The sequence below is a fragment of the Anatilimnocola aquadivae genome, assembly GCF_049819085.1.
Taxonomy (GTDB): domain Bacteria; phylum Planctomycetota; class Planctomycetia; order Pirellulales; family Pirellulaceae; genus Anatilimnocola.
The window spans coordinates 1,044,664-1,057,330 of the sequence record NZ_CP187419.1; the positions used below are offsets into that span (position 1 = coordinate 1,044,664).

The 12,667-nt window shown below is 58.7% G+C and carries 14 protein-coding genes; 6 read left to right on the forward strand and 8 right to left on the reverse strand.

The genetic code is table 11. The annotated features are described in order from the left end of the window. Positions 1–132: 132 nt before the first annotated feature. Positions 133–594 (reverse strand): hypothetical protein, encoded by a 462-nt coding sequence (locus NA78x_RS04140; protein ID WP_425617157.1) that lies wholly within the window; start codon positions 592–594, stop codon positions 133–135. A gap of 443 nt (positions 595–1,037) precedes the next feature. On the opposite strand from NA78x_RS04140, the gene NA78x_RS04145 reads away from it, so the two are divergent. Further along, positions 1,038–1,973, forward strand: a complete 936-nt coding sequence (locus tag NA78x_RS04145; protein ID WP_425617158.1) for an IS110 family transposase — start codon at positions 1,038–1,040, stop codon at positions 1,971–1,973. Between the two features lie 2 nt (positions 1,974–1,975). Here NA78x_RS04145 and NA78x_RS04150 read toward each other — a convergent pair whose 3' ends face one another. Then, positions 1,976–2,704: a hypothetical protein gene (locus tag NA78x_RS04150; RefSeq protein ID WP_425617159.1), complete on the reverse strand. Its 729-nt coding sequence runs from the start codon at positions 2,702–2,704 to the stop codon at positions 1,976–1,978. Between the two features lie 432 nt (positions 2,705–3,136). Beyond that, positions 3,137–4,171, reverse strand: a complete 1,035-nt coding sequence (locus NA78x_RS04155) for a M48 family metallopeptidase (RefSeq protein ID WP_425617160.1) — start codon at positions 4,169–4,171, stop codon at positions 3,137–3,139. Between the two features lie 328 nt (positions 4,172–4,499). On the opposite strand from NA78x_RS04155, the gene dapF reads away from it, so the two are divergent. From dapF to xseB, 3 genes are read left to right on the forward strand one after another with little or no spacing between them, the layout of a single operon-like run. Continuing rightward, a complete protein-coding gene (gene dapF, locus NA78x_RS04160; protein ID WP_425617161.1) occupies positions 4,500–5,345 on the forward strand; it encodes a diaminopimelate epimerase in 846 nt (281 codons plus the stop codon). Continuing rightward, the gene (gene xseA / locus NA78x_RS04165; protein WP_425617162.1) at positions 5,345–6,751 is read left to right on the forward strand and encodes an exodeoxyribonuclease VII large subunit; all 1,407 of its coding nucleotides are present in this window, start codon (positions 5,345–5,347) and stop codon (positions 6,749–6,751) included. The genes dapF and xseA overlap by 1 nt, the downstream gene beginning before the upstream one ends. A 3-nt stretch (positions 6,752–6,754) precedes the next feature. After that, on the forward strand, positions 6,755–7,069 hold the full coding sequence (gene xseB / locus NA78x_RS04170; protein ID WP_425617163.1) for an exodeoxyribonuclease VII small subunit: 315 nt from the start codon (positions 6,755–6,757) through the stop codon (positions 7,067–7,069). A gap of 31 nt (positions 7,070–7,100) precedes the next feature. Here xseB and NA78x_RS04175 read toward each other — a convergent pair whose 3' ends face one another. Together NA78x_RS04175 and NA78x_RS04180 are read right to left on the reverse strand one after the other, a co-directional pair. Continuing rightward, entirely contained in the window at positions 7,101–7,778 is a 678-nt protein-coding gene (locus tag NA78x_RS04175) for a hypothetical protein (protein WP_425617164.1), read from the reverse strand. Between the two features lie 82 nt (positions 7,779–7,860). Then, positions 7,861–8,865 carry an NAD-dependent epimerase/dehydratase family protein gene (locus NA78x_RS04180; protein ID WP_425617165.1) on the reverse strand — a complete coding sequence of 335 codons (1,005 nt, stop codon included), beginning with the start codon at positions 8,863–8,865 and terminating at the stop codon, positions 7,861–7,863. A 172-nt stretch (positions 8,866–9,037) separates the two neighbouring features. Here NA78x_RS04180 and NA78x_RS04185 point away from each other — a divergent pair, with 172 nt between their 5' ends. Together NA78x_RS04185 and NA78x_RS04190 are read left to right on the forward strand one after the other, a co-directional pair. Then, positions 9,038–9,421 carry a hypothetical protein gene (locus NA78x_RS04185; RefSeq protein ID WP_425617166.1) on the forward strand — a complete coding sequence of 128 codons (384 nt, stop codon included), beginning with the start codon at positions 9,038–9,040 and terminating at the stop codon, positions 9,419–9,421. Then, positions 9,418–10,404 (forward strand): SGNH/GDSL hydrolase family protein, encoded by a 987-nt coding sequence (locus NA78x_RS04190; protein WP_425617167.1) that lies wholly within the window; start codon positions 9,418–9,420, stop codon positions 10,402–10,404. The genes NA78x_RS04185 and NA78x_RS04190 overlap by 4 nt, the downstream gene beginning before the upstream one ends. On the opposite strand, the gene NA78x_RS04195 is transcribed toward NA78x_RS04190, so the two are convergent. From NA78x_RS04195 to NA78x_RS04205, 3 genes are all read right to left on the reverse strand, one after another. Continuing rightward, a complete protein-coding gene (locus NA78x_RS04195; protein WP_425617168.1) occupies positions 10,401–10,955 on the reverse strand; it encodes a hypothetical protein in 555 nt (184 codons plus the stop codon). The two genes, NA78x_RS04190 and NA78x_RS04195, sit on opposite strands and share 4 nt — an antisense overlap. Positions 10,956–10,977: 22 nt before the next feature. Beyond that, positions 10,978–11,535 (reverse strand): hypothetical protein, encoded by a 558-nt coding sequence (locus NA78x_RS04200; RefSeq protein WP_425617169.1) that lies wholly within the window; start codon positions 11,533–11,535, stop codon positions 10,978–10,980. A 63-nt stretch (positions 11,536–11,598) separates the two neighbouring features. Next, a complete protein-coding gene (locus NA78x_RS04205) occupies positions 11,599–12,393 on the reverse strand; it encodes an SDR family NAD(P)-dependent oxidoreductase (protein WP_425617170.1) in 795 nt (264 codons plus the stop codon). Between the last annotated feature and the right edge of the window lie 274 nt (positions 12,394–12,667).

The window sequence follows — 12,667 nt, forward strand, 5'->3', positions numbered from 1 at the left end:
CCCCCGCCCCTTTTCTCCCTTCCGCCCCCGCCCCTGCGGCGGGGGTTTATTGGCTTTTGCACTACCGCGTGGCAACATCGCCCGACCCGCTCGCAAACTCTCCCTGCCTTCCACTCCGCATTCCGAACTTCCTCAAAAGCTCTCCTCCACTGTCTGCACAGGAAACTTACTCGGCGGCGGTTCGATCCAGTTGGTCGGCACCAGCCGGCGAAAGCCTTCTGCCTCCTGCACTAGCCTGCCGCGGGCATCCACGCTGATCGCCGAGCCCGGCTTCGGCGTAAACTTCTCCACCGCCGATGGATGCCGCTCCGTCGTAAACGCCGGCGCCGTCGACCGTAGGAACTCAGTCGTCGGGCAGGAAGAGGGGGAGCTTTTCGAATCCGACCGCTCCTGCTCCTTTCGCTCTCGCCCTTCTCCCATCCGCCCCCGGGCCTGCCCCGGGGGTTCATTGGCTTTTGCACTACTGCCTAGCAACATCGCGGTGCCAACTCGCTCGATCTTTGCCTCCGTTTTGATAACTTTTTCGTCGATAATTTCAGCGATAACCACGTCGTCGCTATCTTCTATTGTCTCAACGACTTCGCACGATTTCATAGCCGTTATTTCCGGTGTTTTTCCGCCTTCGGTGATAACCGTTTGATAACCATTTTCGGACGTGCTGAATCCATCTTCCTGCCCCCGCGTTTCTTCCTTCCGCCCCCGGGCCTGCCCCGGGGGTTCAACGGCTTTTGCACTACCAACCGGCAACATCGCGTTGCCTACTCGCAAGCTCTCCTCTGAACCCAGACCACTTTCCCAGCGCTCGCCCCTTGTATGTTTTTACAAGGGGAAGTTCAGTGTCTATAAAGTCTACTCGTCGGGCATCGCGGAGTGAGCGCAGCGAACGAAGCGATGCCCGACGGCCGACCGCGAGTTCGTCCGCCCCTAGGCCTACGAGGCCGCGGGTGAGCAAGAAACCGGTCGGCACCATTCCGTTGACCCGAACAGTCGCTAGGGCCGCTAACCGCGAGCCCGTATCTGCAAGGATGGGTGCGAGAATGATGCTCTCCGTCGGTATCGATGTCTCCAAAGATTGGCTCGATGTCCATCTCCTCCAAGGGACGCACGAACGCGTCCCTAACACCTCCCAAGGGTGCCAGGCCCTCTGTCAAAAGCTCCGTGAGCTCAACGTCGAACGAATCGTCCTCGAAGCCAGTGGCGGCTACGAACGACTCGTCGTCAGCACGCTCGTCGCTGCCGACTTCCCCGTCGTCGTCGCCAATCCGAGGCAGGTGCGGGACTTCGCCAAGGCCCTCGGACTCCTGGCCAAGACCGACAAGATCGATGCTCAAGTCCTCGCTCGTTTCGGACAGGTCATTCAGCCTCCCCTGCGTAAAATCCCCGATGAACATGCCCAAAACCTCCGTGATCTGCTTACCCGCCGGGCTCAGCTCATCGAAATGCGGACCATGGAAACCAATCGCCTCCATCAGGCCACAACCACCCGCATCATCAAAGATCTCAAGTCCTCTCTCGAGTTCATCGAGAAACGACTCCAACGGATCGATGACGAAATCGACGACCAGATTCGAAATACACCCGCCTGGCAAGAGAAAGTCGAGCTCCTGCAAAGCGTCCCCGGCATCGGACCGCAAACCGCTCGCATCCTCGTCCTCGATCTGCCAGAGCTCGGCGAATGCTCGCGACAACAAACCGCCGCACGCGTGGGAGTCGCTCCTATGAACTGCGATAGTGGACAGTTCCGCGGACAACGTGTCATTCGAGGCGGTAGAAAGGTCGTTCGCCGCGCACTCTACATGGCGACCCTCTCTGCTGCACGATGCAACGATGTCATCCGGCCCCATTACCAAAAACTCCGGCAAGCCGGCAAACCCTTCAAGGTCGCCATGGTCGCCTGCATGCGTAAACTACTCACCATCCTCAACGCCATCGTCCGACAAAAACAACCCTGGCAACCCGTCACCAACACTTGATTTCAAACACAGTCGCTCACCCCAACCCTCTCCCCGGAGTACCGAGGAGAGGGAGTACAGACGGCGGCAGCAGCCGCTGCGTCGACGCGCATTCCTGCCTCATTCTGCATTCTGCGTTCTTCCTTCTCCCTTTCCTTCGCTTCCCACTTCTCCACCTCCGGCAACGCCGCGTCGATCCACTTCCGCTGTTCCGCCATCCGCTCGTCGTACGTCATCTCGGGTTCTTCGGGCAGCCTGTTCTTCGTCTCGAAGTCGACCGTACCATCGAGCTTGATCCCCTCAAACTTCAGCATCTTCTCGCTCATGCGAATCGCATCGTTGAGAAAGCGCGGATTGCCGTCGCGAGTCTTCGACGACGTTTCTACCATCAATTCGCCCTTGACCTTGCGTTTTTTCGCATTGAATTGCGGCTCTTGCGACGCCCGCCACTTCTCGCACATCTGCGAGTAACCCATGTCCAGCCGCCGCTTGTGCTGCCGCGTCAGCATGTGCAATCGCTGAATCCGCCCCTGCTCGCTCTTGTGCTCCGTCTCGCGATTGGTCGTCAGTTCCGGCTCACCTTCCCAGCGCTGCAGCTTGTGAAAAATCTTGCTCACCGCAGGCTGCGAGATGCCAAACTCCGCCGCCACCATCCGCTGCGAGACCCCATGCGTCGAGCATCGCTCGTAGATCTCCAGATCCCTCGGCTTCGGCGCGCGGAAAATGCTGTTCGTTTTCTTTTTCTTGCTCATGTTTCGAACTCCGGGGCGTGAAGACGGGGAGAGTGGCAATGAGAGAGTGTGGAAGACAAATGCCTGCGCGCGCATTCGCTATCCCTGGTTAACCGAGCCGCTCTCTGCCTTCCCCACTCCCTCTCCTCGGTACTCCGGGGAGAGGGTCGGGGTGAGGGGCTGAACTGCCGCGCCACGCCGACTACAACTAGCGCCCCAACTTCCATTCAGCCGCCGCCAGCGGCTCGGTTAACCAAGAAACCCTACCTTCTCACCCTCTCACTACCATTCAAGTACAAACCAACTGCGCACGACATAGTTCGCACATGCGCACCAATATCTAGCTCGGGCGATTCATTCGCAAGTACTTTTTTAAAAGAATTTCCCCTAGCCTCCAGTTCCCAGCGCAGGGAGTGGCCGCGGCCGGGGAAAGCTGTTCGGAAAGCTGAAAAGTTACTGCTGCGGCTTGAGGCCGAAGATAGGTGGCACGGTTGGCCACTTGAAGCCGCCGAAGGGCGAGGCTGGTGCAGCGGGCGAGGCATTGGTGGCTGCGGCAGATGCGGGCTCGGTGCCCGGAACGGTCGTGCTGGGCTGAGGTGTTTCCGCGGCGGGAGTTTCAGCGGTGGTCGTTGGCACCGGGGCATCGGCCGGTTTGCTGGCGATGGTGGCTGGCTTGGGATCGATGTTCACGCCGAGGCCGATTTTGTCGGGCGCAGCTTCGAACAGAGTCATCGCCTCGGGGACCATCGCCGCGAGATCGGCGGCCCGGCGAGCATCGCTGGGGTGCGTCGACATGAACTCCATCTGCTGCTGACCTTGCTTAGCTTCGCCAAAGCGAGTCCAGAAGCGCGGTGCCTCGCGCGGATCGTAACCAGCTTTGGCGAGCAGCATCACGCCAATGTGATCGGCTTCCGATTCGTGCTTGCGACTATAGGGGAGCAGCACGCCGTACTGCGAACTGACACCGTAGGCCTGCAGCACGATGTCTTTGCGGGTCTGATCTTGATTTTGCATGACGTACGAGACTGCCTGCTTCACGCCATCGACGGCCATGTTCTGACTCATCCGCTCGCCACCATGCCGCGCGAGGGCGTGGGCGATTTCGTGCGACATGACGACGGCCAGGCCCGCTTCGGTCGCACAGACGGGAATGATCCCTTCGTAGACGGCCACTTTGCCACCGGGCAAGCAGAAGGCATTCTGCTGATCGGATTCGATGACTTTGAATTCCCACTTGTAGTCGGGCTTGTTGGCAACTGCGGCGATTCGCTGGCCAACCTTCTCGACCAGTTCGACATAAGGCTGATGGCCCGACGGTGGTTCCTTCTCCGTCACATCGTTGAACGCGGTCAGCCCCATGCTGACTTCCTGCGATTCCGGCATCAGCAGCATTTGCTTACGACCGGTTAGCGGCGCGCTTTTGCAACCTAGCAGGCCCAAGAAAATCGTCGGCAGTAGCAGAGCGGAACCGAGTCGCGCAATCGTCATCGCAGCCATCCGTGGCAGTTTACAAAGCGGTGGAACAAGCCATCCATTCGATAGATCAATTTCGGCTGGGATGATCGCAGAAGTTCAGTTTTGCGGAAGAGCAACTAATGCTGTGCTGGCGTTGCTGGCGAGCGTTGCTGGCGGACGAGCGCAAGGCGCACGGAGGAGCCAGCAAAGACAGGAAACCCGATGCGTGGCGGAGCGATGAAATTGAAAGGCCGTGGTAGCTTGCGCGAGATCAGAAGAGGTGCTGTCCTCCCCTGCTGCCAAACGAGTCTGGCGGTAAAATAGTGGATTCCAGATGTACAAGTCAACGCGGAGCCGGGTCATGCGATTTACGAAGATGCAGGGAATTGGCAACGACTACGTCTATGTGAACTGCTTTCAGGAGCCTTTTCCTAAGGATCCTGCTGACCTGGCCAAACGCATTTCTGACCGGCACTTTGGCGTCGGCAGCGATGGGCTGATTTTGATCTGCCCCAGCAATCAGGGGGCCGATGCTTGGATGCGGATGTTCAATGCCGATGGCAGCGAATCGGAGATGTGCGGCAACGGCCTTCGCTGCGTAGCCAAGTATGTGTACGACCACGGCATCAAGAAGTCGCCGCAGCTGCGGTTGCAAACGGGCAACGGCATTCTCACGGTTGACCTGGAAGTGAAGAACGGCAAAGCGGAACGCGTTCGGGTGAACATGGGCAAGCCGATTCTCACGCCCGAGAAAATTCCCACCAGGCTGGTCGGCACACCGCCCGTCAACGTCAAGCTGGAAGCCAATGGCCGGCAGTTCGATGTGACGGCGATTTCGATGGGCAATCCGCACTGCGTCATCTTTGTTCCCGAAGCGACCGACGAACTGGTCCTCGGTTTTGGTCGCCATATCGAACACTCGCCGCAGTTCCCCAAGCGGGTGAATGTCGAATTTGTGGAAGTGCTCGGACGCGGCGAAGTGCGGCAACGAACCTGGGAGCGAGGCTCGGGCGAAACGCTGGCCTGCGGCACCGGCGCGAGTGCGGTGTGCGTTGCTGGTGTGCTCGCGGGACGAACCGACCGCAAGATCGTCAACCATCTGCTCGGCGGCGATCTCGAACTCGAATGGAACGAGCAGGATGGTTGCGTTTATAAGACGGGCCCGGCGGTCGAAGTCTTTAGTGGCGATTGGCCGGAGTCGAACTAGTGCCTGTTAAGCAATGGCTGTTTTCCGACGACGAAGAAGACGTGCCCAGTGTACCTGCGCCGAAGGCTAAGCCCGCGCGCACACGTTCGGCCACTGCCAAAGCCGAGACGAAGCCGGAGCCGATTCGTACTCCCGAGAATGCAGAAGCAGTTTCGGAATCTGACAGTCCTGAGCAGACTCCTAAGCTGATCGAGCCAGCAAAACCGAAGGTGCTGAGTGTCTCGCAGTTGAATGCGGCCATTCAAGGAACGCTGCAAACGGGCTTTTCGTCGATCAGCGTGAGTGGCGAGATTTCTGAAGTGTCGCGCCCGCAGTCGGGGCATATTTACTTCACGCTTAAGGACGATACGGCCCAGGTGCGCGCCATCTTGTGGCGCACTTCGGCGATGCGGCTGAAGTTTGTCCTCGAGGAAGGTCAGCAGGTCATTTGCCGCGGCGATATCGACGTTTATACGCCGCGTGGCACCTACCAACTGGTCGTCAAGCAGGTCGAACCGCAGGGCGAAGGTGCCTTGCAACTCGCCTTTCGCCAGCTGCAATTGCGACTCGCCGCGGAAGGCCTGTTTCATCCGGCGCGTAAGCGGCAGTTGCCACGATTTCCGCGGCGCATTGGCTTTGTGACGAGCCCGAGCGGAGCGGCCATCCATGACTTTGTGCAGGTGATTCGTCGCCGCTTCAAAGGAGTGGAGTTGCTGGTGATTCCCGCGAAGGTGCAGGGTCCAGGAGCCGCTGCCGATATTGTTCGTGGTATTCAACTGGCGAATCGCTTACGGCCCGCGCTCGATGTGCTCGTGGTTGGGCGTGGCGGCGGTAGCATCGAAGACTTGTGGTGCTTTAACGAAGAGCCCGTGGTGCGGGCCATTTTTGCCTCGCGCGTGCCGGTTGTTTCAGCCGTCGGTCACGAGGTTGATGTTACGCTTGCCGATCTGGTGGCCGATGTTCGCGCACTAACGCCGACGGAAGCAGCAGAGCGGGTAGTACCTTCGGGCAGCGAACTGCGCGAGCAGCTGAACGCCTTTGCGCGACGGCTGAAGACCTCGCTCGCGAATCAGCTATTCTCTGCTCGGCGGCATTTAGAGTTGCTTGCCAATCGCCGCGTGCTGACACATCCGCTCGATCGTATTCGCGAGCGCTCGCGCCGGCTGGATGAACTGGGCACGAACATGGAACAAGCGATGCGGCGCAAGATCAAACGCCAGCGTGAATCGCTGTTGAGCACGGCCGCGAGATTGGAATCCCTCAGTCCGCTGCAGGTGTTGACTCGCGGTTACAGCGTGACGCAAACCGAGAGTGGCGACGTTGTGCGACGTGCGGCGCAGGTGACCGTCGGCGATGTCATCCGAACCAGGCTGCAGCACGGCGAACTGGTCAGCAAAGTAGAATCCATTCAAGAGCCAACGGAGTAAGCCATGCCTCAGTCAAAACATCCTGCCGAGTCGACCACCGAAGAACCAGAAACATTCGAAGTCTCGCTGGCGGCGCTCGAAAAAATTGTGCACGGCCTCGAAGATGGCCAGCAGGGGCTCGGCAAGTCGCTGCAACTTTATGAACAGGGCATCCAGCACTTGCAGCGATGTTATCAATTGCTCGATGCGGCCGAGCAGAAGATTGAACTGCTCACCAGCGTCGATGAGGAGGGGCGAGCCAGCACCCAGCCCTTCGACTCCACCAGCGGCGAACTCGCCGAGAAGACCGGCACGCGAACACGCAAGCGTACTTCGTAGGCCATCGCGACTCAGGCATTAGGGTGTACTGTCACCTTTTTTCGCTGCTGAGCTTGGCCCCCTTAACCTCGAATACGCCCTTGATTCCGTTTCGAATGGTGTGAGCCAGATTCAGAGATTTACTTTTGAGCCTGCCTTGGTCACGAGGGCTCGTTTTCAGTTCGTTGCCAAACGCCACCATGGCAGCCTCGATCTTTGCTTCCTCGATTTGACCAAAAAGCGTCAGGTCTTCCACTGCACCCATGGGCCCCCAATACAGCATCCAAAACTGGGCTTCCGCTTTGGCCCTCGTGTCTTCGTCGCCACTGGTAGCTACGAGCGCTGCGTTCTCCGAGGCTTTTAGATATAGGGATAACTGCTCCCTCCAAAGCGTGTCGGTGGCGGCACGCTGCGACTCGAGAGTGGCTGCTTCGATGGCCCTGGTTCGCTCATCATGCTGCTTTGATATTTCAGTCTCGCGTAGTTCCCGTGATTTATTCTCTGCTTGAATGTATTGATAAACCCCGAAGCAAAAGGCGGCGATTCCGAGGCTCGCAGTGAGCAGTGGGATAAAAGGCGAGAATCGCCGCGCACTTCGCTCCAAGGTGCTGGCATTTTTCAGTTCGAGTAACTCATGCTCAAGCTTGGCAAGCTGTTTCTGTAAGTACCTGACCTCTAGTTCTGGCTTCGACGGCAGCGGCGAATCTGCATTACCTTTTGACTCTTCCATGGCAGGTCTCCATATATCTAACGGTAGAGCGACCGCCGTATTTATAAAGGTAGATTGCCTGCGGGTCCATTTAATTTGTTGGTTACCCCGGATACCAGATTTTGCGTGGATTGTCGGCCGCGCGCTGGTAGTTGTAAGCTTCGTCAACTAAGCGGCGATAATCGTATTGAGGACGCCAACCGAGCAGGAACTTGGCCTTGGAATTATCGAGCCAGGTGGAGTGGTAGGGAGTGGCCACATCGACGGAAGGAAGACCGCGCGTGGCTTGCAGATGATTGGCGACCAGTCGATAGTCGACGGGCTCGTTGCAGCAAATATTGAAGGTCTGCTTGTGAGCCTGTTGATGATCGAGGGCGATGAGAATCGCCGAGACCAGATCGCTGACATGGACAAAGTTCCGCTGCACGGGTTTGCCACCGGGATCGAGCATCACGGGAACACGACCTTCGCGGGCGTATTCATCGGCCTTCGCCGCGCCCACGAGATCTCGCCAGCGGGGGCCGCCGAAAACATCGTCACCAAAGGAGAGCTGGTATTTGAAGTCGTCCTTTTCCATGATCCATGGGGCGCGGAGGCAGCAACCATTCAGCTCGTACTGAATTTGGTACTGCTCGAGCATCACCTCTTCCAACACTTTCGAGAGCGCATAGCAACCTGGATAGGCTGAGTGCACTTGCTCTTCGGTGACCGGAAGTGGATGGGGATAGACAAAGTGTCCGAGGGCCGCGTCGCCGCCGATCAACACGAACTGCTGAAAGGTCGGGCTCTGCCGGCAACTTTCGAGGAGCCAGAAGAGACCTTTGACGGTCACGTCCATTACGTCTTCGGGCGTTTCTTTGCAGGTGGCCAGGTGCACGACATGCGTCACGCCCTGCATGGCTCGCGCCACGACGGCTTTGTCGGCAATCGTACCATTCACGCATTCCACGCGAGCTTGAGCGGGCAATTGCCGCTGGTGACAAAGAGCCCGTAATTGAAAATGAGCATGGTGCGGGCTTTTGAGCAGGGCTTCGCAAAAGTGCTGCCCCACTTTGCCGGTGGCACCGGTGACGAGAATGGTCGCTGGCTGAGGATCGTGCGCGGTCATGGGCGGTAGGTTCCAGTTCGAGAGAGAGGAAGCAGCTAATGTAGAATCCAAACAACAATGAGCGGGAGTGGGGGAATTGTGATTTAACTTTGGCGAGACGAGGGACTACAATCGGCCACGGTGTAATTTGGCGAATTGCTCATTGGGCCTTGGATGTTCGCAAGGAAGTGCCATGAGTCACAACTACTCACTGGAATTTCGGGCCGACCATGTCGTGGTGCAACTCACTCCGAATTTTGAGTTGTCCCCCGCGACGCTGCGTGGTCATTGGGCGGCGGTGACTGCCTTCTGCCAAGAGCACCAGTGCGCGAAAGTGTTGTCGCTGGCGACCAATCCGCACCGAAGTTTGAATACCATGGATGCGTATGACTCGGGCAAGTCCGCGGCCAGCAGCGGCCTGGCACTCAAAGTCGCCTGCTATTGGCAAGGCTATGAGCCCGACGAATTGACTCGCTTCTTTCAGACGGTGGCGGCGAATCGCGGTATGGAAGTCGAATACTTTGCTTCCCTGCCGGCGGCCCTTGCCTGGCTGGACGTAGATATCAGGGCGACATGACCGAACAGATAGAAGACTCTCCTTCACCGCCCGCACCCAAGCCTCGCCGCCGAGTGTTGCGGTGGCTGCTCATCGCGGGCGTGATCTCGATTCTGTTAGCCTTGGGCTACGTTCATTACTGGCTCTATTTGCCAATGGGCAGCGGTCCGGCAGGTAGAGCCGTCCCGCTGGAGCCGTTTCAGTCGCCGTGGACGGAGCGGAAGGTGTTGCTCGTCGGCATCGGCGACAGCGTCACTGCGGGGCTGGGTGCTTCGCCGGGCAAGTCGTATTTCCAGCGGTTGCACAATCCGCCGAAGGACGACTTTGCCGATATGCAGGGGCGAAACCTCGCCGCCGTGCTGCCGAATTTGCAAACGCTCAATATTGCTGTTTCGGGAAGTAACTCGCTGCAGCACGTCGAGCAGATCAAAGCGAAGTTGCCGGTGCAGCCCGACGATGTTTTTGGTCTGGTGGTGATGAGCACTGGTGGCAACGACTTGATTCACTGGTACGGCCGCACGCCGCCCCACGAAGGGGCCATGTATGGAGCGACACTCGCGGAAGCGGAACCATGGATTGCCAACTATGGCAAGCGCGTTGACGAAATGCTGGGATTGATCGAAGAGCGATTTCCCGGTGGCTGCGCCATTTTTCTCGCCGATATTTACGATCCTTCCGATGGCTACGGAAATCCAGAGAGTGCGTATCTGCCACCATGGGCAGACGTGATAGCGATTCACACTCGTTACAACGCTGCCATGCGGGCTTCGGCAGCCAAGCATCCGAGCGTGCAGGTGATTCCCATGCACGCCGAGTTTCTCGGCCACGGCATTCACTGCCGCAAGTTCTGGACAAGGCATTATCGCAGCAACGATCCGCACTACTGGTACTACTTCAATCTCGAAGATCCGAACGACCGGGGCTACGATGCCCTGCGGCGGTTGTTTCTGCTCTCGCTGATCGAGCACCGAGAATCGATTGGCAAACCGCTCACGATGCCTTAGCGCGATTCAGCTGGCCACTGCGGCAGATGGGCCAGAAAGTTGGGATGGGCTCCTTCGAACCAAACGTAGTCTCGCCAAGAGTTGACGTGCTTTAAGGGCGGGCGAGCGGTGAAGAGTGCTCGCAGCCAGAGCGCCATGCCCGCCAAGCCGACTAGCAAGGTCAAGATCATCAGTAGCGCAACCCAAACGTCTTGACGCCCGTCAGGAACAACATTCAACAGCGCGGGAATGCCGAAGACGACGGTGATGGGCACCAGCCCCATCAGTCCCAGGCCGAGCTTGGAAATTCCCTTTTGGCGAGCGTATTCCAAGCGATACTTACGGGCCTGTGGCAGCCAGAACTGATGCGTGCGCGAGAGCAAGTCGCCTGGCGCTCGCCAACTGAGGACCAACTCGCGGGCTCCGTCCGCCGCTTCGCCCGTGGTGATGCAATAGTGAGGCAACTCGGCATTCATGTGCATGACGAGATACCGGCCGTCACGCCACGAGCCGATACCCGGGTCGGGCTGTTCGTTAGGGCCAGCAGGCGAAGCGTACGGATTGGGATCCATCCTGCGACCTGCTTTGATGTCGTTAACGTCGCTGGGGACTCGTCAGCGATAGCGTGAGGCCCAGCACAAGCATCAAGCCGCCAACGCCTGCGAGCGACGTGCCGAGGAACTGGCGAGTCTTGTGACCAGCCGAAGCGGCCCGGGCTGTTTCCAGAGGCTGATCGAGTGATGTCGTAGTCCCTTGCTCCCGCAGCATTTTGAACTCTTCGTACAATCCGTCCATGCCGAGTTGATCAACGGGCACCGATTGCCGCTCGATATCGGCTTCGAACCGCCGAAGCATTTCGTCCGGTGGCAAGACGCTAAAGAGTTGGGTGTAGGCGATCAGAATCAAGCCGACAAACAGCAGGATTGCTCCGATCGAGAACAGCGGTCCTTGCCAGGCCGACAGGGCACTACTGGGCCGAGGCGCGGACTCGTCGGCGACGGTTTCGAGTTGCCGCAATTGGCGAATCGTGGGCACGGGGACGCTTTGGCCGCACTTGCACGTCAGCTTTTCGCCGGCCTGACCACCACGGACGCGCAACTTTTCGCCGCACGAGCAGGGAACCAAATAAAGCTGTGGTTGGGTCGTGGGCATCTCAGGTTAACTCTGGGTTCTGCTTGTTACGCAGGCAGTCGACGATTGGTTGTGACTGCCAGTCTAACCTGGAGCGGCCGACCCGCGGTTGGCCCACCACGGCAAACTAATGCCGCCGTCGATGAGCAGAGCCGCGCCGGTGAGGTAGGTATTCTTTGGATCGGCCAGGTACAAAATCCCTTCGGCCATTTCTTCGGGGGTGCCCAGCCGGCCGAGCGGAATCTTCGCTCCCGCCGTTTGCAGTGTGTCTTCGCTGGCGAATTTGCGTTCGCCGGGAGTATCGGTCCAGCCAGGCTGGATGACGTTGATCCGAATGCGATGTTCAGCCACTTCGATCGCCGCCGTGCGGGCGGCATGCTCGATGGCAGCCTTCGACATGTTATAGGCCATGGCACGGGGCGCTGGGATAAACGCGTGCGGAGAGCTAACCAGCACAATGGCCCCGCCGCCTCCCTGTTTAATCATCTGCTGGGTGGCTGCCCGCATCAGGTAGAAGGCACCCCACATGGTGACATCCACCGTCCGGCGAAAGCCTTCCATGTTGGCTTCATAAAAGACTTCGCGGTCGCTATAGGCAGCGTTGCTGACCGCGATGGTCAATTTGCCGAAGTTCTTCACGGCTGCGGCGACCAATCCTTCGACGACGGCCTGATCGGCTACGTCCCCGGCGACGGCAATGGCCTTGCCGCCAGCCTGTTCGCACTCGGCAACCACCTTTTGGGCCTGCTCGTGGTGCGAACGGTAGTTCACCACCACGCTCGCCCCCGCCCGAGCCAAAGCTACGGCGGTGGCTTCCCCAATTCCCATACTGGCCCCGGTAACGACCGCAACCTGACCCCGCAAATCGACCTCAGCCATGCCAGCTATTTCCTGCAACGCGTTGTGGCGAAAGAGTTTTGCCCATTGTTGCCGCTGGCTGGGAAACGTCAACCTGCACGGCAGAGGTCGGGCGTCAGGGGTCGGAGATCAGAAGTCGGGAGGTCAGACCACCTCGTGACGTAAGTCTGGCTGGTTACACGTGCCAAAGCCACCAACTTGTTCAACTCCGCGGGCTACCGTTGCCCAGCAGTTGCCATATCTCTCGGGTGCGGCGCGAATTGGTGCTCAAAAATCGAGACAAAGTTGAACACCC

Bases quoted from the DNA above. Each gene is read 5' to 3' on its own strand.
- NA78x_RS04140 (WP_425617157.1), bottom strand. From the start codon at position 594: ATGAAATCGTGCGAAGTCGTTGAGACAATAGAAGATAGCGACGACGTG.
- NA78x_RS04145 (WP_425617158.1), top strand. From the start codon at position 1,038: ATGATGCTCTCCGTCGGTATCGATGTCTCCAAAGATTGGCTCGATGTC.
- NA78x_RS04150 (WP_425617159.1), bottom strand. From the start codon at position 2,704: ATGAGCAAGAAAAAGAAAACGAACAGCATTTTCCGCGCGCCGAAGCCG.
- NA78x_RS04155 (WP_425617160.1), bottom strand. From the start codon at position 4,171: ATGACGATTGCGCGACTCGGTTCCGCTCTGCTACTGCCGACGATTTTC.
- dapF (WP_425617161.1), top strand. From the start codon at position 4,500: ATGCGATTTACGAAGATGCAGGGAATTGGCAACGACTACGTCTATGTG.
- xseB (WP_425617163.1), top strand. From the start codon at position 6,755: ATGCCTCAGTCAAAACATCCTGCCGAGTCGACCACCGAAGAACCAGAA.
- NA78x_RS04175 (WP_425617164.1), bottom strand. From the start codon at position 7,778: ATGGAAGAGTCAAAAGGTAATGCAGATTCGCCGCTGCCGTCGAAGCCA.
- NA78x_RS04180 (WP_425617165.1), bottom strand. From the start codon at position 8,865: ATGACCGCGCACGATCCTCAGCCAGCGACCATTCTCGTCACCGGTGCC.
- NA78x_RS04185 (WP_425617166.1), top strand. From the start codon at position 9,038: ATGAGTCACAACTACTCACTGGAATTTCGGGCCGACCATGTCGTGGTG.
- NA78x_RS04190 (WP_425617167.1), top strand. From the start codon at position 9,418: ATGACCGAACAGATAGAAGACTCTCCTTCACCGCCCGCACCCAAGCCT.
- NA78x_RS04195 (WP_425617168.1), bottom strand. From the start codon at position 10,955: ATGGATCCCAATCCGTACGCTTCGCCTGCTGGCCCTAACGAACAGCCC.
- NA78x_RS04200 (WP_425617169.1), bottom strand. From the start codon at position 11,535: ATGCCCACGACCCAACCACAGCTTTATTTGGTTCCCTGCTCGTGCGGC.
- NA78x_RS04205 (WP_425617170.1), bottom strand. From the start codon at position 12,393: ATGGCTGAGGTCGATTTGCGGGGTCAGGTTGCGGTCGTTACCGGGGCC.